The organism is Rhodopirellula sp. UH5, assembly GCF_056839225.1.
In genome coordinates this window covers 2,011,434-2,033,583 of record NZ_CM166390.1, presented here as the reverse complement: position 1 = coordinate 2,033,583, position 22,150 = coordinate 2,011,434, and the positions used below count along the sequence as shown (strand labels likewise).

The window sequence follows — 22,150 nt, the reverse complement described above, 5'->3', positions numbered from 1 at the left end:
CCGATGACGCTATTGCCTTCGATCACGCGAATGACAACCGGCGGCTTGGCACGTCTTCCTTTTCATTTGTAGATGGTTCCACCGGTTCAATCTTCGAATCGCCAAACCAATTCGCGTCGCCGCTCTCGAACAACACCTCGCCTTCGGCGGTTGGGTCCGCCTCGCACTTCCAAGCGTGGTACAGCAGCGACGCGGCGGTTTTGTTGTTGAAATCCTGTTTGCCTGCCGGTGGGATCACCAAGTACAAACCTTGGCGAGCTCGTGTCATGGCGACGTACAGCAAGCACATCGCCTCGGTCAATCGAGCGGCAACGGAACCGCCAAACACAGCTTGCCAACGCTTGGGAAGGAAGTGCCACTGGGCTTCCCCGACGGACCGACTGAGTCCGCGAGCTGGCTGGCCAATTTCAGGGATGTCGGCCAAGCATTGCGGTGATTGGCCCAACAACGCTTTGTGGATCTCAGGCAAGAAGACCGCGTCGAATTCCAGCCCTTTGGATTGGTGAACGGTCATCACACGAACGACCGCGGCACGTGGGCGCTGGACACGTTTCTCATGAACCAGTTCGACGAAATCTCGCAGGCGACTGTCGGCGGTGTGTTGGTACAGCGTTGCCAGCTCGATCAGTTGTTCTAACCGCACGTTCTCACGACTGTCGCAGTGTGGCATCAACGCTTTCGCTAGGAACAAAATGGTTTTCGCGAGCCCCAGGTCTTCGATTTGAGCGCGAAGTTGATCGGCGGCTTCACCTTTGTCATCGCTGTCCGAAAGTGGCAAGACAAACTGCAGGGGGCTGTTGGCGATGTGCAATCGCCAGCGGCCGTCACCGGGATGTTCGGACATCATCAACGCCGACAAAATCCATCGCACCGCGACGGAATCGACCAACGGGTTGCCGCCCTCGGCACTGACGTCGACATCGAGGTGTTCCAAACGGTTGATCAGGCCGCCGACGGTGCTGTTGGTGCGAGTCAACACGCCAATCGTCAGGTGCGGGGACCGGTGATGTAATTCGGCAATTTGTTTCGCAACGTCGTCCAGCAACCCTTTCTGAATGTCAGCGGCAGATGGTTTGCTCTTCGTTTTTTCATCCGCATCCGCTGGCAGTTTCAGGTTCAGTTCCGTGGTCCGAAATTGAACGAAACCGGGCAGCTCCTTCGCTGCTGTGTGCTTGGGGAATCGCTTGGCGAACCGCTTCAGCGACTTGGCTTCGTAGTAAGCTTTGTCAGCGGGATTGGGTGGGTCGGTGCCCTCTGCCATCGGGTGACGAGGCAAATGCTGGAACGCATTGGTGACCGCGTCGAGCACCACGCTGCTGCTGCGATAGCTTTCGTCTTGTTGCTTGGCGATGATACCCGGAATCTGTTTGTCGACGGCATCGAAGATCTCCGCCACGCCCCCTCGCCAACCGTAGATGGCTTGCTTGGTATCGCCGACACAGAAAAATGACTTGGAGCGTTTGGGATCGAGGACGTTGGACGCGGAATCCGCCGAATCACTCGTGACCGATTGAGCCAGCAAACGAAGGACTTGCCACTGCACCGGGGAGGTGTCTTGGAACTCGTCCAGCAGCAGGTGATCGATCGAGGCATCGAGTCGGTCTTGCAGCGTGTGATTGTCGAGCTGCGTGAACACGCCGGCCAAGCGGACGGCGATGTCATCAAACGCCAGGGCCCGTTGGGCTTGCTTGACCAATTGAATCAACGTGTCGTAGTGATCGACCAAGGTGCCGGTGGCTTGGTTTTGAGCCCGCAGCAACGATAGGGACTCGTGCCGGGCGACTTCATAGATCAAGTCGAACTCGGGATCCAAACCGGGCGGGAACTTGCTGCGTCCAAATTTGACTTCTTCCCCATGCAAACGTGCCTTGGCGATGTTCTTGGTCAGCGTGGCCTCAACCAGCGGACCAAATTCGCGAATTTCGAGGCTGTCGGCTGCGGATTCGAGGGCTTTGACAAGCGACTTTTGCGGCACTTTGGCGGATCGGAGCATCCCCGCTGTGCGGGTGATGTCGGCCGACTCAGGCAGCTCGGGGACTTTCAATTGGTCCCAACGTTCGACGTCGGCTTGGCGAGCCAAGTGATAGGTGTTCTCCACCACATCGATCAATTCGCGAGCGATATTGCGTTTGACATCGCCGCGGCTGAGCATGGAGATCAGCGTTTCGGTTTCGGCGGGCTGCAGGGACTCGATCAAGTTTCCAATCGCGACTTGGCGCAACCAGATCTCCTCGACCTCGTCCGTCAAACGCCAGCCGGGCGGCAGATCCAATTCAAACGGCAGTGCCCGGGCGAGTTGCGAGAACAGACTGTCCAGCGTGCAAATGCGCAGCCGGTGAATGTTGCGCAGCAAGCGATGGAAGAGTTGACCGCAGACGTGACGCGGCAAGCCTTCAATGCCGACTTGTTGCCGTAATTCCGCGATCGCTTTTTCGCTCGGATCGATCGCGGCTTTGCCAAGCGTGATCAGCACCCGTTCCAGGATTTCGCCCGCTGCTTTGCGAGTGAATGTGGTTGCGAGAATCGTTTCCGGTGGCGCACCGGTCAGCAGAATCTTCAGCAACCGAGCGGTGAGTTGGTAGGTCTTGCCCGTGCCGGCGGAGGCACGCACCAGCGTCGGCTCGAAGGCTTCTCGCAGCGTCGCCGGTGACTCAACAACGTAGTCCAGCTCATCGGGAAGCCATTCGTCCTCGGGGAGGCGGTCGTCCTCGTGCAGCAGGTCTGCTTCGGAAGGTTGGACGTCTTCGTCGAAGAACGGGTTGTCGTCAAACAGCGGGTGTTCGGATGGGGGGCTCATTCGAAGGCCTCCGTCTCGTCGTCCATGGGAATGAACACGCTTTCGTTCATCAGCATTTCGTAATCGTCGTATTCGACGCCATTGGGATTCGGATCGAAGTGGCACGCACGAATTTCGCGAACGCAGTGGTGAATCAATTCGTCTGCCGCAGCAAATTGGGACGGCGTGAACTCGGCGAGATTGATTTGCGTTTCGGTGTCCTTTTCGGCGACGTTGAAGTATCCCAGTTCCACATCCACCGGGTCGGCATCGATCCCCAGATCGGGAATGAAGCGACGATACAGCGGCAACTGCAGATCCACCCACTGGGTGGAGCCATCGGGCAATTTCTTCAAGTGCTTCTTTTCCGGTTTATGACCGTGTGTTTTGTAGTCCAGGATCGCCCAGCGTCCGGTTTCAGGATGAAAGTCGATGCGGTCAAAGCGTCCCCGAAGGCCCGTGAATTCTCCATCGAGAACGATGCCGGTTGGCTTCTTCGGTTTGCCGGTGATCGGATGAATTTCTTTTTCATCGACGGCGTCTTCCACCGCGTGAATTTGCCATCCGGCGGCGGCTCGTTCGGCTTGTCGAAGGGCGACCGTTTTCAGTCGCCGCTGGGCTTGGCGAACTTGTAGCTTCACGGTCGTGGACGTGTTGTCGCCGAAGTGTTTGGCCGCGTATCGGTGCAGTTCCTCAATCAAGGCCTCTTCGATGCGTTTCGGATCCGTTTCGTTTTTGTAGTCGCTGTCGCCGAACTCTTCGAGCGCACCGTGAACCAAGTCGCCAAACTGGTTGGCGGCCAGTTCCAAGGGCGAATCGTCCAGCGGTCGCAGTCTCAAAACATGTCGCAGGTAAAACCGGTAGGGGCAGGCGAGGTAGGCGGAGAATGCAGTGACACTGAGTGTGTGGATCGTCCGTCCCGGTTCGGGCGGCGGAGGCGCGAAGTACGCTTTGGAATCAACGCTGACCACAGGCGGAGGCTGGATCGGTTGAATCTCGACCTTGGGACGCGGGATGGTCAGCAGATCGCAAACACGTTTCGCCGCTTCTTCGGGAGTCGCCGCGGCGAGCAGGCGTGATGGCGGTGTGGGGGATCCGTCGGCGGAGTGCGAGCCGACCAGGAAGCGAACCGTTTCGCGAGAGGTCAGCAATTGCTGCATCGCATGCACGTCCCGAGCGTAGCGGCGATCGTTGGCGGATTGATGCAGCGTCGATCGCAGTGACTGAGGCAAGAACGGGTCACCCGATTGAGCTTCGGGAACAAACGGATGGTTCAAGCCGCAAACGATGAGAGCAGGCGAATCATCGAGGGCAAGGTCCAACCAACCCAGCAACTCGATTTCGGTGGGCGAAGGATCATCGACCCAGCGCACTTCGCTCATCCGCGAGGACAGCATCTCGACTGCGACGGCACCGTCCACCGGCTCGTCGAGCGACGGGCTGAGGTCGCCGAACCGGTGAAGCAACCGGAAGACAGCGTGAATGGCTTGCTGTGTTCGTGAAAGGGAGGCATCGGGTTCGGTGTCGTCGTTCTCTTTCGAACCTTCGTCATCCACAGGCACGAGCGAAGGAGCGACATCACCATACAGCTCGATCAAAATCGCCTGCAGCGTTTCGCTCCATTGCCGAATCGGTTGTTGCTGCGAGTCTTCGATCAAGGGCGACAACCACTGATCCAACACATCGCGAATTTGATTGGCGGTTAGGGACTGTTGGACTTCTTCGGGCAGCGGTTCATCGACGGACCGAGGGAACGCGGACGAGAGCAGCTGATCCAGCTCTCGCAACCACTTTTCCGAGTTGGGATGGTCGGGGCACCGCTCGCTGACGTAACGAGCCACGTCGGCGTGACGCACGAGCGCCGCCAACGATCGCCAGGTGCGTCGTTGCAGGTACGTCACGACCAAGTGCATCAAACGCCCGACGGCGGTTTGTCCGACTCGGTGGCCCAAGTGTCGGTGCGTGGCAACGCCTAGCAAATCGCAGCGGTTCTCGATCGGTTCGACTTGTGATTCATCGGTGACGCCAATCGTGATTTGATCGACGCGGTACTTCTGGCCAAACTCGGCCAGCGTTTCCATCACGGCGGCGGTTTGATCCGAGATCTCTCCCGCGGGAATCAGTTGACCGTCTTGCAGAGGCAAGCAGTGCGATTGCCAACGATTTGAGATCAGGTTTCCAAACGAATCGAAACGTTTCGCCAGACTTTCGGGAGCCGCCACCAAAGCCGTGATCGCGGCGGACTTCTTGGACGATTCGACTTGGTGCAGCATCGAAACCAGCAGTTTGGAAATGTCGGTGGTTCCGATCAACACCATCGGCCGCGTCGCGCGACAAGCGTTCTGACGAATCGCATCGAGTTGAGCTTCGTTGGGATCGGCCTTTCCCGCGGCTGCCAACTCTGCCAAGTAGGCTTTCATCAAGTCGACAAAGAATTGCCAACGACGACGCTCACCGGCCGAGTCGCACATCTCAAGGACATCAGCGTAGGTCAATCCTTCGGCAGCGATGGAATTGTGCAACCGCCGCATCGTGCCGCCCAGTTCCAGCCAAGCGTCGGCGGCATCGGGCGCCGGCGGGCTGGAGATCAAGACGCTCAAGTCGTCTTGGTTGGCGGCCGCCAGGACCCGGGCCCAAGCCAGGGTCTGTTCGAAATCGAGCGCTGCGGTGTCGGATTCGTACAGGCGAGATGGCAGGTCGCCGACCGTCAGCATTCGCGGGGAACGCAGGGTTTGCTCCGCCGCGTTGGCCTCTGCAAGCAGAAGTTCCTTCATGCGATCAATCGCGCGGCGGGACGGGAACACCAAATCCAAGTGCGACAAATCCCAGTCGCCTTTGGTTTGGGATTTTGGCCCGTTGGTTTCTTTCAGCCACTGCAGACTCGAGATCAGCAGTGGTTGGTTCCATCCCAGAAAGATTGTTTGCGTCATTCGGTTCAGATTGGGGATTCGCGGTGGGGGGCGAGCGGGGAACGCAGAGTCGAATGCGGCGGAAACGCGGTGCTATTCCGCGTCCGGCTTTTCTCGCACCCAAACCTCGTCGTTCTCAATTTTGATGTCGAAGCAATCGACTTTGGTTCGCGGGTTGTCTTCCCAGGTGCCGTCCTTGATGCAGAATCGCCACGCGTGCCAAGGGCAAGTCACGGTGTTTTCTTCGACGTGACCTTCGGCCAGCGACGCACCCATGTGGGGGCACAGATCGTCGATCGCGTACCATTCGTCGCCTTTGCGGAAAACCGCGACCATTCGGCCGTCGACGGGGACCGCTTTGCCGACGTTGTCTTCAAAATCGGAAACCTTCCCAACGCTTTCGTATTCGCTCATGTCTTGATTCTCTGTTTGGTGTGGACTTCGTTCTCGCCGCTCAGCGTTCTGATCCCCCGTTTTATCGCACCCCAGCCGATTCCCCAATGAGGCTGAGGATGACTCGGGCGGCCAGATTCGCTTTAATAAACATCTGGTCGTCGCTTGACCACTCGATCCGTCTTTGGTGCCATTTTTTTATGATTCATCACGAACTCCGACGAAAACTCGAATCACGCGTTTTGCCGCACGTGCAAACGCCGGCTCAGTACGTCGGTGGGGAACGCAATATCGTTGTCAAAGACCATCGCAAACTTCGCGGGAAAATCGCCGTTGGGTTCCCCGATGCGTACACGATCGGGATGAGCCACCACGGGTTGCAAGTGCTCTATTCGATGATCAATCGGCGGGACGATTGGTGTGCGGAGCGAGTCTTCATGCCTTGGCCGGACATGGAAGCGAAACTGCGTGAGCATCACTTGCCGCTGTACACGCTGGAAACGTTCACGCCGCTGAACGAGTTTGACGTGATCGGGTTGTCGCTGCAGTACGAAATCAGTTCGCCGAATGTGTTGACGATGGTCGACCTGGGCGGCCTGCCGCTGGACGCGGTTGATCGAACGATGGCGGATCCGTTGTTGGTCGCGGGAGGGCCGTGTTGTCAGAATCCCGAACCGATGGCCGACGTCTTCGATGTGATGGTGACTGGCGATGGTGAACCGGCACTGCCTGAAATCTGTGACTTGTGGATCAGTCTTCGCGAAGAGGTTCGCTTGCCCGATGGAACGTATGCGACCGGCGAAGAGGGCCGGAAACAACGCGAAGAAGCCTTGGCCCGCGTCGCCCAACAATTGCCGTACGCTTATGTGCCCCGGTTCTACGAGCCCCAGTATTCGGACAACAACCGAATTGGATCGATTGTCCGAACGCGAGACGACGTGCCAGAAACGATCGCACCCAGCGTGATCAGTGACTTGGATGGCATGCCGTTGCCAACCGAGCCCATTGTTCCATATGTCAACTGCGTGCACGACCGAATCGCGATCGAGATCATGCGTGGTTGCCCGCACCTGTGCCGGTTCTGTCAGAGCACGGTCATCAAACGCCCGCTGCGAATTCGGGAGGTCGACACGATCGTCGACGCCGCGCTGGAGAGCTACCGCAGCACAGGCTTCAACGAGATCAGCATTCTGTCGCTCTCCAGCAGTGACTACCCGCACTTTGCGGAGCTTGTGAAGCGGCTGCATGAAGTCTTTGTGCCGCTGGATGTGAACATCAGTGTGCCGAGTTTGCGAGTCAACGACCAACTGCGAACGCTGCCGGAATTGCTGGGAAGCACCCGGCGGAAATCGCTGACGTTGGCACCCGAAGTGGCTCGGGATGACATGCGGCAGCAGATTCGCAAGAAGATCAAGAACAGCGATTTGATCGAGGGATGCCGGGCGGCATTCCAGAACGGTTTCGAAAGCGTGAAGCTGTACTTCATGTGCGGTTTGCCGGGGGAACGTCCGGTCGATTTGGACGGCATCGTGGACTTGGCGGAAACGATTTCCACGGTCGGCAAAGAGGTCAACGGTCGGTACGCCCGAGTCACGGCCAGCGTCTCAAATTTCGTCCCGAAATCGCACACACCGTATCAATGGAACGGGATGCAGTCTCGCGAATACTTCCAGTGGGCACACAGCTACCTTTGGAAACGCCGCAAAATTCGCAGCGTGAACATCAAGTGTCACGACATCGAAACAAGCTTGTTGGAAGGCGTGATCAGCCGCGGCGACCGGCGAACCGGAAAGGCCATTCGGCTGGCTTGGGAACGCGGGGCTCGCATGGATGGCTGGACCGAACACCTGGATGCCGATCGTTGGTGGCAATCGATCCAGGACGCTGGCATTGATATCGATCAACAGGTGCATCAGAAGTACGAGATGATGGACAAGCTTCCCTGGGATCACGTCAACGTGAAGTTCGGGCGTGCTTACCTCGAAAAAGAACAGTCTCGTGCCACCATTCAGTTGACGGACATGGCCAACGCGACGTAGCAACGTTCGATCAATGCGTGTCGGGTTGTCGTAGTGGACGAAGCGATGAGTCCTGCCAAAGGATTCGTGGCCTCGCCCATTACGACAGCAATTGGCCGTGTCCAGGCAAGTCACAACCCGCAATGCTGCGGGGTGTGGCGTTGACCTGTCTCTTTCTTCCAGTATTTCCCAGCAAGACCAACCGATGACCATCCGCGTGCTTTGTTTCAGTGACCTGCATCGTGACCAGGATGCCGCCAAGCGACTGGTGGAACTTGCCGATCAAGCGGACTTGGTGTTGGGTGCCGGTGACTTTGCCAACCGGCACGAAGGTTTGTCTGATACGCTCGCTCTCCTGCAATCAATCACACAACCCACGGTGCTGGTTCCCGGCAACGGGGAGACGGTCGAAGAGCTGCGCGAGGCAACCGTGAATTGGAAGTCCGCGATGGTGCTGCACGGAGAAGGATGTGAGATCGAACTGCAGGCGGGTTCCGTCCCGGTGTGGGGCGTGGGCGGGGGCATCCCCGTGACTCCGTTTGGTGACTGGAGTTACGACTTCGATGAAGAACAAGCCACGGAGATGCTGGCGGGGTGTCCCGAGGGAGCGATCTTGATCACGCATTCACCAGCCCTGGACACCGTTGATCACGACACTGCGGGACGTGTCCGCGGAAGCCAAGCCATTCGCGACGCGATCCTGGCGAAGAAGCCACGGTTCGCTGTTTGTGGTCACATTCACAGCGATTGGGAACGCCAGGTGACGTTGGGATCGACGCCGATCTTGAACGCCGGGCCACGCGGGGTTTTCGTCGACGTCCCCAAGTAGCACGTTGGTTTCAAGCGTTTGCGGGCGCGTGGCCGGATGTCGTCGCTCCGCGACTGGGGGCGTGTTGGGAGCGTTGATGACCTTGGGTTGAAACCCAAGGCTGACGGCTTCCGTCGCTGCTATGTAGGTTTTTTCGTCAAGGGTGAATTTTGGATCTCGCTGGGAGATTCCGATCTGCATCGCAAGCTGCTATTCGATCGTGACAGGATTGCCGTCAGATCAGTAAACGAGTTCGCTTCGCAAAGCGGGTGATTCAAGTGAGAGCCGGATCATTCTCCGCGACGGGGAGGACCCAGCGACGATTCGATCGCGACTCTCGAAGGACTCTTGGCCAATGCGGGAATCTCTTCAAAAGACTTCAAGCATCAACCCTGTGACGAAAATTCCTCTCCTAGCAGGTGACGGTTCGGTTGTTGGATGTGGTTCAACTTCAATTGCGGATTCAGTGGCATCGCACGGTGGTCGTTCTCTCTTCTAGGCAGCTTGCATCCTCGAAGCCTCTTGAAGATCAACTGGGCCGCTCCGCCCGAGTAATTCGCTCGACACACCGCACTCCAAGGCACGATGCCACATCACCACCCCGAGCTTCCGCATCATCGCCACGAGTGCTTTCTTGGTTCGTTTGCTTTGGCCCTGTTTGATGCGATGGTAGTCCTTCGCCGCTGACTCACTCCGCGAGATCGATACCCAGGCCGCTTGACAGAGCAATTTGCGAAGTCTGGCAGGCCCCTGACGCGTGATTCGGCCTTTGCGATTGTCACTCTCTCCACTTTCATGACTCGAAGGAACCAGCCCCAAATACGCACCAACTTGCCGGCGATTGCTGAACCGCGTCAGGTCACCCATCTCGGTCAGGAACGTCATCGCCGTCAACAGCCCAACACCAGGAATCTCACGCAGCCTTTTATGAGCAGCGGCGTAACGCGATTCGCCCGATAGTTTTCGCAACGCGCTGTCGAGCTTGGTCTGTTCCTGACGGAAGGCTTCGTAACGATCCGCTAGTCGCTCGAACGTCGCGGCGACGACCGAGTCCATCTGAGCGATCACGTCTTCTCGCAGCCAGCGAACGAATCGCTTGGTCCAGTGGGTTTGATACCACGACGGCTTGGTGATGCCGCGTCGCTTCAGCCCCGAGAGGATTTTCAGTTTGACGCGAGTCAGCTCGTCGCCGACGTCGATCCGAGCCCGGACGAGCTCCCGGTCATCACGAAGTCGCTGGGGTGGCGTCCAGACGACCGGCAGCGAATTACCGGCTAAAACGTGACCACGGACTTGTTCCAATAGCATTTGAGCGTCCTTGGCATCCGTCTTGAGCTTGGCGGACTTCGGGGTGGTGGGCAACAGTGATGGCGAAAGGACGTAGCATTCGATGCCCGCTTCGTGCAGTTCGTCGGAGAGCCCGAACCCGAGCCCGGAGGCTTCGTATGCAAAGACAATTCGCTGGCACCGCTCTTTGTCAGCGAGCCGTTTGATCCGCGCGATCATGTTTCGGCGTCCCGATGGATTGTTTTCGTGGGCAAGTTGCTGGGGCACTTGCGTGCCGACGGCGTAGCGAAGGAGCATGCTGCGGTCGTGAAGGTCGCAGCCAATCATGATAGACTTGGACATGGATTTGGTACCTCGTTGTGGATTGTTTCAAAAGCTATTAAACGTCCCAACGAGTGTGCCAAATCTTTTCCACTCTGACTTGCCCCCTACATAGTTTCTCCGCGACTGGTTTGTGGGGTGGTGTCGATCATCCAACCGCGGAGCGGTGACAGTTGATAGGCTCGGGTTTCAACCCGAGTTTGATGTGGCGGCACCGAACCGGACAAGCCGCGGAGCGGCGACAGGTGTTTGTGTCGCGTGGCTGGATGTCGTCGCTCCGCGACTGGGGGCGTGTTGGGAGCGTTGATGACCTTGGGTTGAAACCCAAGGCTGACGGCTTCCGTCGCTCCGCGACTGGTTTGTGGGGTGGTGTCGATCATCCAACCGCGGAGCGGTGACAGTTGATAGGCTCGGGTTTCAACCCGAGTTCGATGTGGCGGCACCGAACCGGACAAGCCGCGGAGCGGCGACAGGTGTTTGTGTCGCGTGGCCGGGGTCCGTCGCTCCGCGACTGGTTTGTGGGGTGGTGTCGATCATCCAACCGCGGAGCGGTGACAGTTGATAGGCTCGGGTTTCAACCCGAGTTCGATGTGGCGGCACTGAACCGGACAAGCCGCGGAGCGGTGACAGGTGTTTGCGATTCGGGGCGTCCATCGTCGCTCCGCGGCTTTGTGTGCAAGGTTTCATTGCCGGAGAAGCTGGAAAAGCATGCCTTGTTGTTTCTTGGCAAGTGCTTCCGTTTCACCGAGTGGTTGGGGCGGGTAGGTCTTTTCTCGCGTGTAGCCGATGTGGTTCATCCAGGCTTTCCAGCGAAGGTTGCGGATCGCATCGATCGATGCGAACACGGGATCCGCTTTCGCTTCCGCCAGCGTCGTGGTTGTGTCGGGGGACCCCAATGCCGATGCGATGGTTTGCGCCATCAACCAATGCCCTTCCTCGTTGGGGTGCACCTTGTCTTTTGAAAAGGGTTGGTCGCGTTCTTTCCTGGCGGCTCGCATCGCGGTGTGCAAGTCGATGACGGTGACGTCGGGGATGTCCAGTTCCATTTCCCAGCGTGCGTAGGCGCTGAGCACGGTGTCGTAATTGAATGAGTCGCCGGTGGGAGCGTAGTCGTAGATGGGTGGTGTGACGAGATAGATCTTTTTCACGCCGGCCTGCTGGGCTTGGTCGATCATCTTGCGGATGCCGTTCTGGAATGCCGCAAATCGATCGTCGGAAAGCGGTTGGTAGATCCCGTCGTTCATTCCATAGCACGCGATCAAAACGTCTGGCTTGACTTTGGTCAGCAAACGCTCGAATCGTTCGAACAAGCAAGGCCGGGGAAACTTGCCACCTGCGTGCCCGTTTTCACTCAGTCCCGAGACGGTTTCGCTGGACAAGCCCAGAGGGTAAATGTCGAAGCTGCGACCAGGCGACTGCGTGTGCAGTTGATACGACAAAAAGGAAACGTAGTGGCCGGCTTGTGTGATGCTGTCACCCACCACCGCAATTCGTGAGGTGGCCAGCAAATCGATGTCGGATTCGTCCGCAAAGATTGGCTTGGAAGGGAAGCTGATCAGGAGCAAGCAAGCCGTGATGGCGGCGGTGAACCGGGGGAGTTGTTTGCGTTTGCTTGGAGCTGAAGTGACTGACCGACGGCTGGACATGAGCGGCGTTCTTTCGGGGTGGGAAAATGAATGAAATGAAGTGTGGATTCAGTTGGATCCATTCCAGTGCTCGGCAATTTTGCCTCGCAAGAAATCAGCGCTGCGGCGAAGTTGGTCGATGCCATCCACCCCGTCTTCGATGCTGATCCAGGAATCAAATCCTTTTGATTTCAATTCGCGGAAGATGGCATCATAGTCATTCAGGCCTTTGCCGATTTCGCCATGCCGAAGTCGTTGGGCGTAGCCGACCGATCCACCTTCTTCGGCACGCAAGTCCTCGAGCGTGCCTTCGATCAGGAAGCGATCGCTGGCGTGCATGGTGACGACGCGGTGAGACACTCGACGAAGCAATTCCAGTGGATCGTCACCGGCCAAGAACGCGTTGCTGGGATCGTAGTTGACGCCGAAGTTCGGATGCTCGATGGCATTCACCAGGTCACAAAACACGTCCATCGATTGAGCGAACTCAGGGTACTCCCAAAAGTCATCCTTGTAGTGATTCTCGAGTATCAGTGTGATTCCACGATCGGCGGCATAGGGGAGGCACTGGGTGATGCAGCCGGCCGCCAAGCGGATGCCTTCGTCGGTCGACAGTTCCGGACGTCGTTGTCCGCTGAGCACTCGGCAGTAGCTGCCACCCAGCGTCTCCGTCATTTCGATCCAACGCATTTGCTGTTGAATCTGAGCGTCGCGGAAGGCTTGATCGGGGTGAGTGAAATCGGGCGAGCAACACAGCATGGGAATGACCATCCCGAGGTCTTCGACTTGTTGGCGAAGCGAGGGCCAGTTGCTTTGGTTTTCCAGTTCAAGAAACCCGGCGTAGAACTCCAGGCCTTGCACATCCAGTGTCGACGCAAGCTCAAACCACTCGGCCAGCTTCATCGAACCGTCTTTGCACAACGCGGTCATGTAGGCTTTGGGAAACGCGGCCAGTTGAGGCATGGTAGAGACTGCTGTTTGTTGGAGGAAAGTGGCATCGGCTTCCAGCCTGTGGAGGTGTTCTTCAAAACGCTGGAAGTCTATGCCACGGGGGATCAGATGGGTTGAAGGACTGATTTGACGACTTCGCCGCGGTGCATTTTTTCGAAGGCGGTTTGCCACTGGTCGATGGGCCAGATCCCGCCGATGATCGGTTGAACGTTCAGTTGTCCGCTGGCGAGCAGTGCCAAGACGCGTTCCCAGATGGGCCAGTTGTGGCTGAAGCTTCCTTGCAAGGTCACATTCTTTTGAACCAGTGGATCCAGGTTGTAGCCGAGCGGTTGCGGGCCCCAGCCGACTTTGCTGATCCATCCCGCTGGTCGCACAACTTGCATGGCGATCTCCAGCGTGGCACTGGATCCGGCCGCATCGATCACGCCGTCGCATCCCAGTCCATCACGTTCGTTGGCCCATCCGGATGGATCACCGACAATGCCTTGGCAACCGTAATGTTCCACCGCGATGTTGAGTCGGTGGCAATCGGATTCCAGCCCGACCAAAGCCACCTCGGCACCGCACAGTCGGGCCATGGCGGCGCATAGGATGCCGATCGTGCCGGGCCCCATCACGACAACTCGATCGCCCGGTTCAATGCGTGCGTTGCGAACGACTGCGTTGTAAGCGACGCAGCACGGTTCGGTCAGACAAGCGTGTTCGAACGCGAGTGAGTCGGGGACACGATGCAGAATGCGGGAAGGAACGCGAACATAGCGAGTCATTGCCCCGTCAACGCCGTAGCCGAACCCCTTTCGTGTGGGGTCCAAGTTGTAGAGGCCACGCCGTGACATCGGGTTGTTGGAATCGATGATCGCGGCCGTTTCGCTGACCACGCGATCACCCTCTTTCCAGCCCTCCACGTCGTTTCCGATCTCCGCGACGTGGCCACCAAATTCATGGCCGAGTACGACGGGGTAGTTCACCGGCCAAGAATGATGGGCGGTCCACTGATGAAGATCGCTGCCGCAGACGCCGACGTGGGAGACTTCCAGCAAGACATCTTGCGATCCGATCTCAGGACGATCGACTTCGCGAATTTCAACGGAGTTCGGTTCGGGAGCGTAGTTCACTACCGCGGCGGATTGCATGGGTTTGCCTGTTGATTGTCGAAGTGAAAAAGAGTCGGAACGTCTGATGATCCGAGAGCAGTCGCGAGGAGTTCGGGGCAACTCCGTCCCTCGCTCACGCTGCGGGTTATGACAGAGAGCTTGTTGGCGCTGTGAAGCAGGAATGATTGGGGTTCACCCTGTGAGCCGTTTGGGCGTTGACCCCGGTTGCGAGTGAAAACCGTGGCTAACGCCAACGGCTCACATACCCGATGACACCTGCGTACCTGCTTAGACGACGTCTTGGGCGTGCACGGCTTCGCAGATCATTCGCAGGGAGGATTCCAGGTCACCATCGGCGGTGCGAAAGGCGTCGGCGTCGATGGTCAGAGGCGCGCCCAGGACCACCAAAGGGGCGCCGTACTTGGGGCACTCGATGGCTTGTTCGATCGACAAACCTCCGACGGCTTGGACGGGAACCTTCACCGCCTGAACCACTTCACGCAATTGATCCAGCGGGCTGGGCATTCGGTCGCCGCGAGCCGCGATGCCTCGTCGTTCGTCGTACCCAATGTGGTGGATGACAAAACCGCACCCCAGGTCTTCCAGTCGTTTGGCACCGGCGACCATGTCTTCGCTGACCATGTTGTCGCCCATGACTTGGCAACCGAAGTCGGCTCCCGCTTGGACGACGCAGCGGATGGTTTCTTCGTGAGCCCGAGCCATGACAACGACGTGGGTGGCGCCGGCATTCGCCATCATCTCGGCTTCCAAGTACCCGCCGTCCATCGTTTTAAGATCGGCGACGATCGGCGTTTTCGGGAACGCGGCACGAAGTTCTCGGACGCCGTGCAAGCCTTCTGCCAAGATCAACGGGGTTCCCGCCTCCAGCCAATCCACCCCCGCACGCATTGCCAGTTCGGCAGTTTCAAGGGCTTCATCAATGTTGGTCAGGTCCAACGAAATCTGAACGATCGGACGCATCGGGCGGCCTCTGTAGGTGGGAAGGAAGGCGGGGTTCAGGCGGGAGGCCCGAATTGTATCGCATTCCAAACGTCCAGGAGTGTTGCTAAGCAGGTAGGCAGGAATGATCGGGCAGAACCATGTGAGCGTTCGCTTGGGCTGCGAAACGTTTGGTGTTGACGCTCCGATCGCGGATGCCACTTTTCTTCCAGCTCCTGCCTTTCTTCATCCCGGGAGGGATGTCAGATGGTAGCCGGGGGTCGCTGCGTAGCAGCGTACCCCCGGAAAACGAGCGTCCCCCAAAATACTCTCCATCCCGCCGTGGCCGATGGCCACGGCGGGATGGAGAGTGGCGACGCGGGCTACAGTCCGTCGGTGACGCGATCGCTTACCGACGGCTACCATCTGACATCCCTACCGGGATGAAAACGTGTGCAAACGAATGCGTTTCATGACACCAAACATTTCGCAGCCCAGCGTTCGCCCAGCTTGCACGTGGGAACAGTGGCGTCTGCCAAAAGAGTTCAAATGCCGAAAGACTCTTGCCGACCTGTTTCATCCCAAGCTTTCATGCTGCAGGCGATGCTCGTCTTTCGAGCATTTGGTTCCGATGCGGCCGCATGTTTGCCAGCCGGATCGTGCAAGTCCGCACAACGCTACCGCGAAATTTGCTGGGCGATCGGTTGGCCGGTGGCATCCAGCAGTGGTGGTTCGTCGACTCCCGCCATCGCCTCGGTGATGCGTTGATGAAGCTCTTTCATTGCGGCTCGATCTTGCTCGGTGGCATGATCCAGATCGATCGCGATCTCTTCGAGCGGGCGATCTGTTAACCGAAACAGACGGCCATCGCGAAAGACCTTGTGGGTTCGGTTGAGTGCGAACACTTCGCGAGTGAACTGCGATTTGTCTTCGCCGGGACGAGGGTCGTACCAAAAGAACAGGGATTCCTTTTCCTGTCCCTGTTTGCCAAACAATTCCTGGGCGAAGCTGATTCCGTCCATCGTTGGGTCTTCTGCCGCTTTGCCGCCCGCCAACTCAATCAGCGTGGGATAGAAATCCGATGCATCGATCAGCTTGTCACTCACGGCCGGTTGGATGTGGCCTGGCCAGGACACGATCAACGGTACGTGGATGCCGGTTTGCTTGGTCAGCCCCTTGCCACCTCGGATGGACCGTCCATCGGAAAGCTTGGAAACCACTTTCAGGTGCGTTCCGTTGTCGCCGTAAAAAATGACGATTGTGTTGTCTCTTAAACCATTGGCCTGCAGCCCTTGGATCAAGTTCCCAACCGCAACGTCCATGTACTCGACCATGTCCTTGAAGTACTTCAGTTGCTCCACGACTGGTTGGGATGGATCCCAGTCGTCGCTGATTGGCGTGGGGACAAACGGCCAGTGAGGCAGAGCCATGGGGTAATAGACAAACGCCGGTTCGTTGCGATCTTGCTTGAGGAAGTCGATTGTCTTTTCCACCCAGACATCCTCGCCAAATTGGCCAGGGTAGGTTTTCAGTTCACCGCCCTGCCCTGCTTCGCCCTCCAGCATCGTTGGGTTGGCGTAACGCGATCCTTTGTCTTCCGTGTGCAAGGCGTGGTACAGAGCGTATTGGTCAAAGCCTGCGTCTTGGGGATGCATTCCGGTTCCGCGCCGGTCTTCTGCGCCGGGGTATCCGGGTGGGTCGTAGGATTGCAATTGCCACTTGCCAAAGATTGCCGTGGCGTAACCCTCCTCCTTCATTCGGTGACCAAACGTCTTCAAGTTAGGATCGAGGATTCCAAATGTCTTCCAGTTGCGATGGTTGTACTTGCCCGACATCAATTGAACTCGAGTCGGGGTGCACAGCGGTTGCGAATACGCGTGCGTGAACCGGACGCCACCGCTGGCCAAATGATCCAGGGCAGGCGTGTCATAGGAGACTCCTCCGTAGCAACCCAATCCCTCGATGCCGATGTCGTCGGCCATGATCAGCACGATGTTGGGCCGTGAATCGTCGGCGGACGAAACGGTCAGCGGAAGGCAACCAAGCAAGATCAGGAGAAAACGCATTCGACAATTCGTTCAGGCGTGCAGAGTTGGGGGAGGAGCAGGACAGGTCCAAGGACGATCAACGATTGCTCGGCGGAGGCGGCAGCTGGATCGTTTGAGCGTTGGGGGTCAGCGCGTGCTGGTAGTACTTGAGCAGGCTGTAGACGGATTGGAATTCCGGACGTGCCGACAAGGATGCGTATTGCGGGTCGTTTGCCACTTGGTCATAGCGTGCAACTGCCGCTGCCAGCGCCTGCGGATCCGGGGCTTGGTTGGGATTGGCTGACAGCGGCAGTGCCAGGTGCGCTGTCCATTGGGGATCCAGCAGTTTGAACAGCTCAGGAGCGATTTGCAGCAACTGGTCCTGCAGCACGGCGGGACGATCGCTTCGGTATTGTTGAGCGAACTGCGATTGTGGTTCCGGAGGCGTGACCTGGGCTTGTTGACCAGCGTAACGGGCAACGGCCTGCGTCAATTGGGCTGCCGAGGTGGGGATGACCACCGGTTGGCCTGGGGCTGGGCTTTGGTAGTACATGCCGGTTGCGACTTGATCGACCCGCACGACGGTTCCGTCGATCGAGACGCCCGCGAACAGGCCGCGGCTTCGAGAGTAGGTGTAGATTTCCGCTTGCAGTTGGCCGTCGGTTGCCACGGCGGCTTGACGTCCGACCGGGCCCGCTGCCGCTGATGCGTCACCGCCCAGCGTGAGTTTGCCTGACAAGATCCCTTGCACACTGCGCGCCGTTTTGAAGACCAGGATGATGTCCGAGGCTTGCACGCCGACTTGCCAACCGACGTTGCCGCCCGTCAAGGTGATGAAAACCGGGGCATGCCACGTGCCATCGGGATCACGGATAAAGAGCAATCCTTTTCCATGTCGCGCCCCAACGATGAAGCTGCCTTTGATCACGTTGGGGACGATGGCGACCCCGTGACAATCTTGCAACATCTGAGCCGGGATTTGGCTCAGCGGCGTGGACATGGTTTCATTCAAGACCGCGGTCGCTGATTGGACCGTTTGTTCTTCGACAACCTGGGCCGAGACGGGCTGCGTCCATCCCAGCAGGATGATTGCGGTCGTCATCGCAATGCGCCGAGCGAAGCGAAATTGCGGTTGGTGAGAGAGCTCCATCGTGCACATTCCTTGGGGTGAAAGCGTTCTCATTCGCAAACGCTGGTTCGGGTGACGGTTGGGGCCGCCGTGGTCGATGAAGGCATCGCAGTGGCAGCGTCAAAATCCCCTGCCATTGTGGGGCCCAAGGGGCGTGGAGGCTACTCCATCTGCCCTCCCCTGCCCTGCGATTCGGAAAGAATGTGAAGCGTTGGCAATCGATCGAAGTTTGATTGGCGACGACGACACCTTGTAGAGAAATTGCTTCCCAGGTTTTCGAAACGGTGCTTGGGTCGGTTGGATAGACGCTCACAAAGTGCGAAGATGCGGTTCGAAGCCGCCAGGAAACGCCGGATGCATCCACTTTGGCAAGGTCAGCTTGCTCCTGTGCATTGGCGAACAATGTTCACGACAAAGGAAATGAAAGATGTCTGATTCGGAACCGAAGGATGCCATGCGGAACGTGCTTGTTGACGTGGCGTCACTCTGGTGGTTGCCGCTGATCCGAGGTTTGTTGTTATTGATTCTCGGGATTTACGCCTTGTTTCAACCTGGGATGACCTTGGCGACGTTCGCGCAGGTCGTTGGGTTCTTCTTGGCCTTCGATGGGGTCATGGCCATCATAGCGGGAGTGATCGGCGACACCCCGTCGCGAGTGGGGACGATCGTCCGAGGCGTGATCGAGGTTTTGGCGGGGATGTTCGTGTTTGCAAACCCAATGTTGGTCGCTGGATTGACCGCGACGATTGTGATCAGTGTCATCGGTGCGATGGTGATTGTCTCGGGCGTGGTCGAGATTGCGGCTGCGATCCAAGATCGGCGGCACATTCAAGGCGAAGGTTGGTTGATCTTGGCCGGGATTCTTTCTGTGTTGATCGGCATTGCTTTGTTGGTCGCGCCGATGGGATTTGGGCTGACGTTGGTGCGAATTTTGGGCGCGTTGGCGATAGTGTCCAGCATTGCGATGATCGCGTTCGCCTTCCGATTGAAATCGTTGGGAAGCCGGATCTCTCAGGGCTAGACGCCCTGTGCGATGAAGGGAACACGCTTGCTGAGACGATCCACCCTGCCCTGCCCCACACAGGGCTGGCCGGGGCGACTATGTTGGTCAGCCGCTTCTTTCTCGTAAAGAAGCTGGATTGATTCTCAAGAGGATCGGTCTCCCTCCCCTGCCCCTCCCCGCCCTGCCCCGATTGAAATGTGGTTTCAAATGAAGACTCGTTGGTTCATCCTCGTCGCTGTGCTGCCTTGGTTTGTCATTCCAGTCAAGGCTCAAGAAAAGGTCGTCGACTCGATCGGCAATCTGGATCCGGAGATGGCGACCGGTCGAACTGTCGAAGACGGCGTCGCGTGGTATGACGTTGCGGAACAGAATATCGAAGGACGAATCCTGCCCGATCAAGAGCGGACGCGATGGTTCGATCGCTTCCCAAGCTCCGCCAATGGTTCGGTGACTTCAAACGTTTGGAACCTGAGTCGTCATTCAGCGGGCATGATGGTTCGCTTCAAAACGGATTCCACCGCCCTTCATGCTCACTACAAATTGTTGAGCAGCAATGTGGCGATGCCGCACATGCCTGCGACCGGAGTCAGCGGGGTGGACTTTTATGCTCGCGACGGGGAAGGCAATTGGCGTTGGGTGCAGGTCACGCGGCCGACATCGCAAGAGGTCAAGGCAAAGGTCATCGATTCATTGGCACCGGGGATGCGGGAGTACGCCGCGTACCTTCCGCTTTACAACGGGATCGAGTCTTTGAAGATTGGTGTTTCACCGGACAGCAAGTTCGAGCAATTGCCGCCCCGCGAAAAGCCGATTGTGTTTTACGGGACCAGCATCACGCACGGGGCCTGTGCGAGTCGTCCGGGAATGGTGCACACCGGGATCCTGGGACGCCGTTTTGATCGTCCAGTCGTGAACCTCGGGTTCTCTGGCAATGGAAAGATGGACGCGGAGGTGGGCGACTACTTGGTTCAGATTGACGCCGCGGTCTACGTCATCGATTGCTTGCCCAACATGAATGCGGCCATGGTGTCAGAAAAATGTGCTCCGTTGGTCAAGCAAATTCGCAAAGTGAAACCCAACACACCGATCGTTCTGGTGGAGGATCGCCGGAACACGAACAGTTGGATCTTGCCCGCACGTGATGCTCATCACACCGCGAATCACCAGGCGTTGCAGGCCGCGTACAAGTCGCTGTTGGCCGACGGCGTGACTGGGGTGCACTACATCGCCGGCGATGAGCTGTATGGAACCGATGGCGAGGGCGCAACCGATGGCTCTCACGCCAGCGACCTGGGGTTCATGCGGCAGGCGGATGTGTTTGATCCCGTGCTTCGCAAAGCAATGGGTGGGGAGTGAGTTTCGGAGCGGTTCCGGCTCCCAGTCCGTTGTCTACCCAATCCGTTGTCTACCAAACCAATTGGGATCCCACGGTCAAACCGAGGAACCCAAGGTTGTCGTCCATCGGTGAGTCTCCGTTGAGGCCGCCGTCGGGGCCGGTGAACACGCCCGTTGGGTTGGGGCCGCCGACTCCGTTGTAGTGCATGGCTTCCATGGCAACGGTCATCGAGAAGTGATCCGTCATCAAGATCCGAAGCCCCAGTTGCATCTCGGCGTTGGCCACCAGAGAATCGGCGGAGTCATCGCCGGGCCGCAAGTCGATGTCGCCGATGGTTTGGCGAATGTTGCCCAAAGGTGTGAGGCTGTCCGTGGCGGAAAACTTGCGAGCCCCGTAGAGCATCGATCCGCGTAGATTCGCGAAGAGTTGCAAGTTTTCGACCGGTAAAACATGGTTGATTTGCAGTGCCATCGTTGGTCCCATCCCTCGGAATTGGGAGTGGCCCTGGATGGTGCCTTCATCGGTGGAAGCGAAGTAGCCTTGTGCGACCTTGGCGTACCGAATGCCAGCGTAGAAGTCGACGGGATTGGCGATCCGGCGTTGGAGTTCCCAGTCAATCACATCGGTTCGCACGGTGCTTTGAAATTCGCCTTCGTTGATGAACGCGAGTCCGGTCAGGATGTCACCATTTTCGATGAAGTAGCCTGCAGTGCCTTCGTTTCCAGTTGGAATCAGTCCGTTGGCATCGTTGGCAGTCAAACCATCGGAGTGGCGGAACTCCCAAAATCGAACTCGCCAACCGAGTGTGTTGTCTTCCGCTTCGCGACCGAATTGGATCCGCGGACTGTGCTCGATTTGCCAGGGGAACCCGATGTGTGAGAACCCGTCATCAGTTTGCACGATGATCGCGGTGCTGTTGCTTTGAGTGGGTTGGACGAGAACGCTTTCGAAGGTAGCAAACAGGCGTCCTTCTTCGGGTTTGGGCTGAAGTCCTTCGCTGGCTCGTTGCTGAGTCAGCCGCCCTTCGAATCGGTCGGATTCGAGTTCTTGGATCCGCATTTGCATTTCTGCGAATCGGGAATCCAGATCGATGGGTTGAATCTCGCTGAAACCAACCGGTGCTGCTTCGCTTTGGAAATCGTTTGTACCGGAACCCTGGAAGTCAGACAGGGTCAGCACCGGATCGTCGTCTGCACGGAGGGGACTTGTCCATCCAAACGCAATCAAAGTCAGGCACAGTTGCGAGCAGACCAAAGCCCATTTCAAGTTGCGAAAGTCACGCGGTGGTTCGAGGCGGTGCACGTCAAGGTCGCTTTCGTTGGGAGCGAGCGGTGAACGTTTCGAGGTCACGAAGTCGTTCGATGAAGGTATGTCATGTTGTCGTAAGGTCTTCTCTTAGCAGGGGTTGGTATCGCAGCGAAAGGGTGAAATCAATTTGACAAAAAATCTCGTGAAACGCGCGAAACTGGGTGGAAGCCGACTAACGCTGCCACTAAATCTGACCCTGTCAAAAAACCGTTGAGAAAGAGCGGTT

The 22,150-nt window shown here is 57.8% G+C and carries 17 protein-coding genes; 4 read left to right on the top strand and 13 right to left on the bottom strand.

Going from position 1 to position 22,150, the window contains the following annotated elements; all coding sequences use genetic code 11:
* Positions 1-22 precede the first annotated feature (22 nt).
* The 3 genes from UH5x_RS07450 to nirD form a co-directional block, all read right to left on the bottom strand.
* Positions 23-2,797, bottom strand: coding sequence for a UvrD-helicase domain-containing protein (locus UH5x_RS07450; protein ID WP_482635261.1), 2,775 nt, complete (start codon positions 2,795-2,797; stop codon positions 23-25).
* The gene (locus tag UH5x_RS07445; RefSeq protein WP_482635260.1) at positions 2,794-5,706 is read right to left on the bottom strand and encodes a PD-(D/E)XK nuclease family protein; all 2,913 of its coding nucleotides are present in this window, start codon (positions 5,704-5,706) and stop codon (positions 2,794-2,796) included. Before UH5x_RS07445 ends, UH5x_RS07450 begins: the two co-directional genes overlap by 4 nt.
* 72 nt (positions 5,707-5,778) lie before the next feature.
* Entirely contained in the window at positions 5,779-6,099 is a 321-nt protein-coding gene (gene nirD / locus UH5x_RS07440; RefSeq protein ID WP_047812951.1) for a nitrite reductase small subunit NirD, read from the bottom strand.
* A gap of 179 nt (positions 6,100-6,278) precedes the next feature.
* On the opposite strand from nirD, the gene UH5x_RS07435 reads away from it, so the two are divergent.
* Together UH5x_RS07435 and UH5x_RS07430 are read left to right on the top strand one after the other, a co-directional pair.
* The gene (locus tag UH5x_RS07435) at positions 6,279-8,117 is read left to right on the top strand and encodes a TIGR03960 family B12-binding radical SAM protein (RefSeq protein WP_482635259.1); all 1,839 of its coding nucleotides are present in this window, start codon (positions 6,279-6,281) and stop codon (positions 8,115-8,117) included.
* A 184-nt stretch (positions 8,118-8,301) separates the two neighbouring features.
* On the top strand, positions 8,302-8,925 hold the full coding sequence (locus tag UH5x_RS07430) for a metallophosphoesterase family protein (protein WP_482635946.1): 624 nt from the start codon (positions 8,302-8,304) through the stop codon (positions 8,923-8,925).
* Positions 8,926-9,399: 474 nt separating this feature from the next.
* Here the strand turns inward: UH5x_RS07430 and UH5x_RS07425 are convergent, their stop codons facing one another.
* The 9 genes from UH5x_RS07425 to UH5x_RS07385 form a co-directional block, all read right to left on the bottom strand.
* Positions 9,400-10,533: an IS110 family RNA-guided transposase gene (locus UH5x_RS07425; RefSeq protein ID WP_482633045.1), complete on the bottom strand. Its 1,134-nt coding sequence runs from the start codon at positions 10,531-10,533 to the stop codon at positions 9,400-9,402.
* A gap of 86 nt (positions 10,534-10,619) precedes the next feature.
* Complete coding sequence (locus tag UH5x_RS07420; RefSeq protein WP_482635258.1) at positions 10,620-10,892, bottom strand: hypothetical protein; 273 nt, start codon at positions 10,890-10,892, stop codon at positions 10,620-10,622.
* Positions 10,893-10,929: 37 nt separating this feature from the next.
* Complete coding sequence (locus tag UH5x_RS07415; protein ID WP_482635257.1) at positions 10,930-11,166, bottom strand: hypothetical protein; 237 nt, start codon at positions 11,164-11,166, stop codon at positions 10,930-10,932.
* 29 nt (positions 11,167-11,195) lie between these two features.
* Positions 11,196-12,158, bottom strand: coding sequence for an SGNH/GDSL hydrolase family protein (locus UH5x_RS07410; protein WP_482635256.1), 963 nt, complete (start codon positions 12,156-12,158; stop codon positions 11,196-11,198).
* 48 nt (positions 12,159-12,206) lie between these two features.
* Complete coding sequence (locus UH5x_RS07405) at positions 12,207-13,100, bottom strand: sugar phosphate isomerase/epimerase family protein (protein WP_482635255.1); 894 nt, start codon at positions 13,098-13,100, stop codon at positions 12,207-12,209.
* A gap of 92 nt (positions 13,101-13,192) precedes the next feature.
* Positions 13,193-14,221, bottom strand: coding sequence for a zinc-binding dehydrogenase (locus UH5x_RS07400; protein WP_482635254.1), 1,029 nt, complete (start codon positions 14,219-14,221; stop codon positions 13,193-13,195).
* A gap of 249 nt (positions 14,222-14,470) precedes the next feature.
* On the bottom strand, positions 14,471-15,343 hold the full coding sequence (locus UH5x_RS07395; protein WP_482635253.1) for an orotidine 5'-phosphate decarboxylase / HUMPS family protein: 873 nt from the start codon (positions 15,341-15,343) through the stop codon (positions 14,471-14,473).
* Positions 15,344-15,798: 455 nt separating this feature from the next.
* The gene (locus UH5x_RS07390) at positions 15,799-17,187 is read right to left on the bottom strand and encodes a sulfatase family protein (protein ID WP_482635252.1); all 1,389 of its coding nucleotides are present in this window, start codon (positions 17,185-17,187) and stop codon (positions 15,799-15,801) included.
* A gap of 58 nt (positions 17,188-17,245) precedes the next feature.
* The gene (locus UH5x_RS07385; protein ID WP_236696012.1) at positions 17,246-18,298 is read right to left on the bottom strand and encodes a lipid-binding SYLF domain-containing protein; all 1,053 of its coding nucleotides are present in this window, start codon (positions 18,296-18,298) and stop codon (positions 17,246-17,248) included.
* 406 nt (positions 18,299-18,704) lie between these two features.
* Between UH5x_RS07385 and UH5x_RS07380 the strand changes: the two genes are divergently transcribed.
* Positions 18,705-19,298, top strand: a complete 594-nt coding sequence (locus tag UH5x_RS07380; protein WP_047812960.1) for an HdeD family acid-resistance protein — start codon at positions 18,705-18,707, stop codon at positions 19,296-19,298.
* Between the two features lie 189 nt (positions 19,299-19,487).
* Entirely contained in the window at positions 19,488-20,636 is a 1,149-nt protein-coding gene (locus tag UH5x_RS07375; RefSeq protein WP_482635251.1) for an SGNH/GDSL hydrolase family protein, read from the top strand.
* Positions 20,637-20,685: 49 nt separating this feature from the next.
* Here the strand turns inward: UH5x_RS07375 and UH5x_RS07370 are convergent, their stop codons facing one another.
* On the bottom strand, positions 20,686-21,966 hold the full coding sequence (locus tag UH5x_RS07370) for an Lpg1974 family pore-forming outer membrane protein (protein WP_482635250.1): 1,281 nt from the start codon (positions 21,964-21,966) through the stop codon (positions 20,686-20,688).
* Between the last annotated feature and the right edge of the window lie 184 nt (positions 21,967-22,150).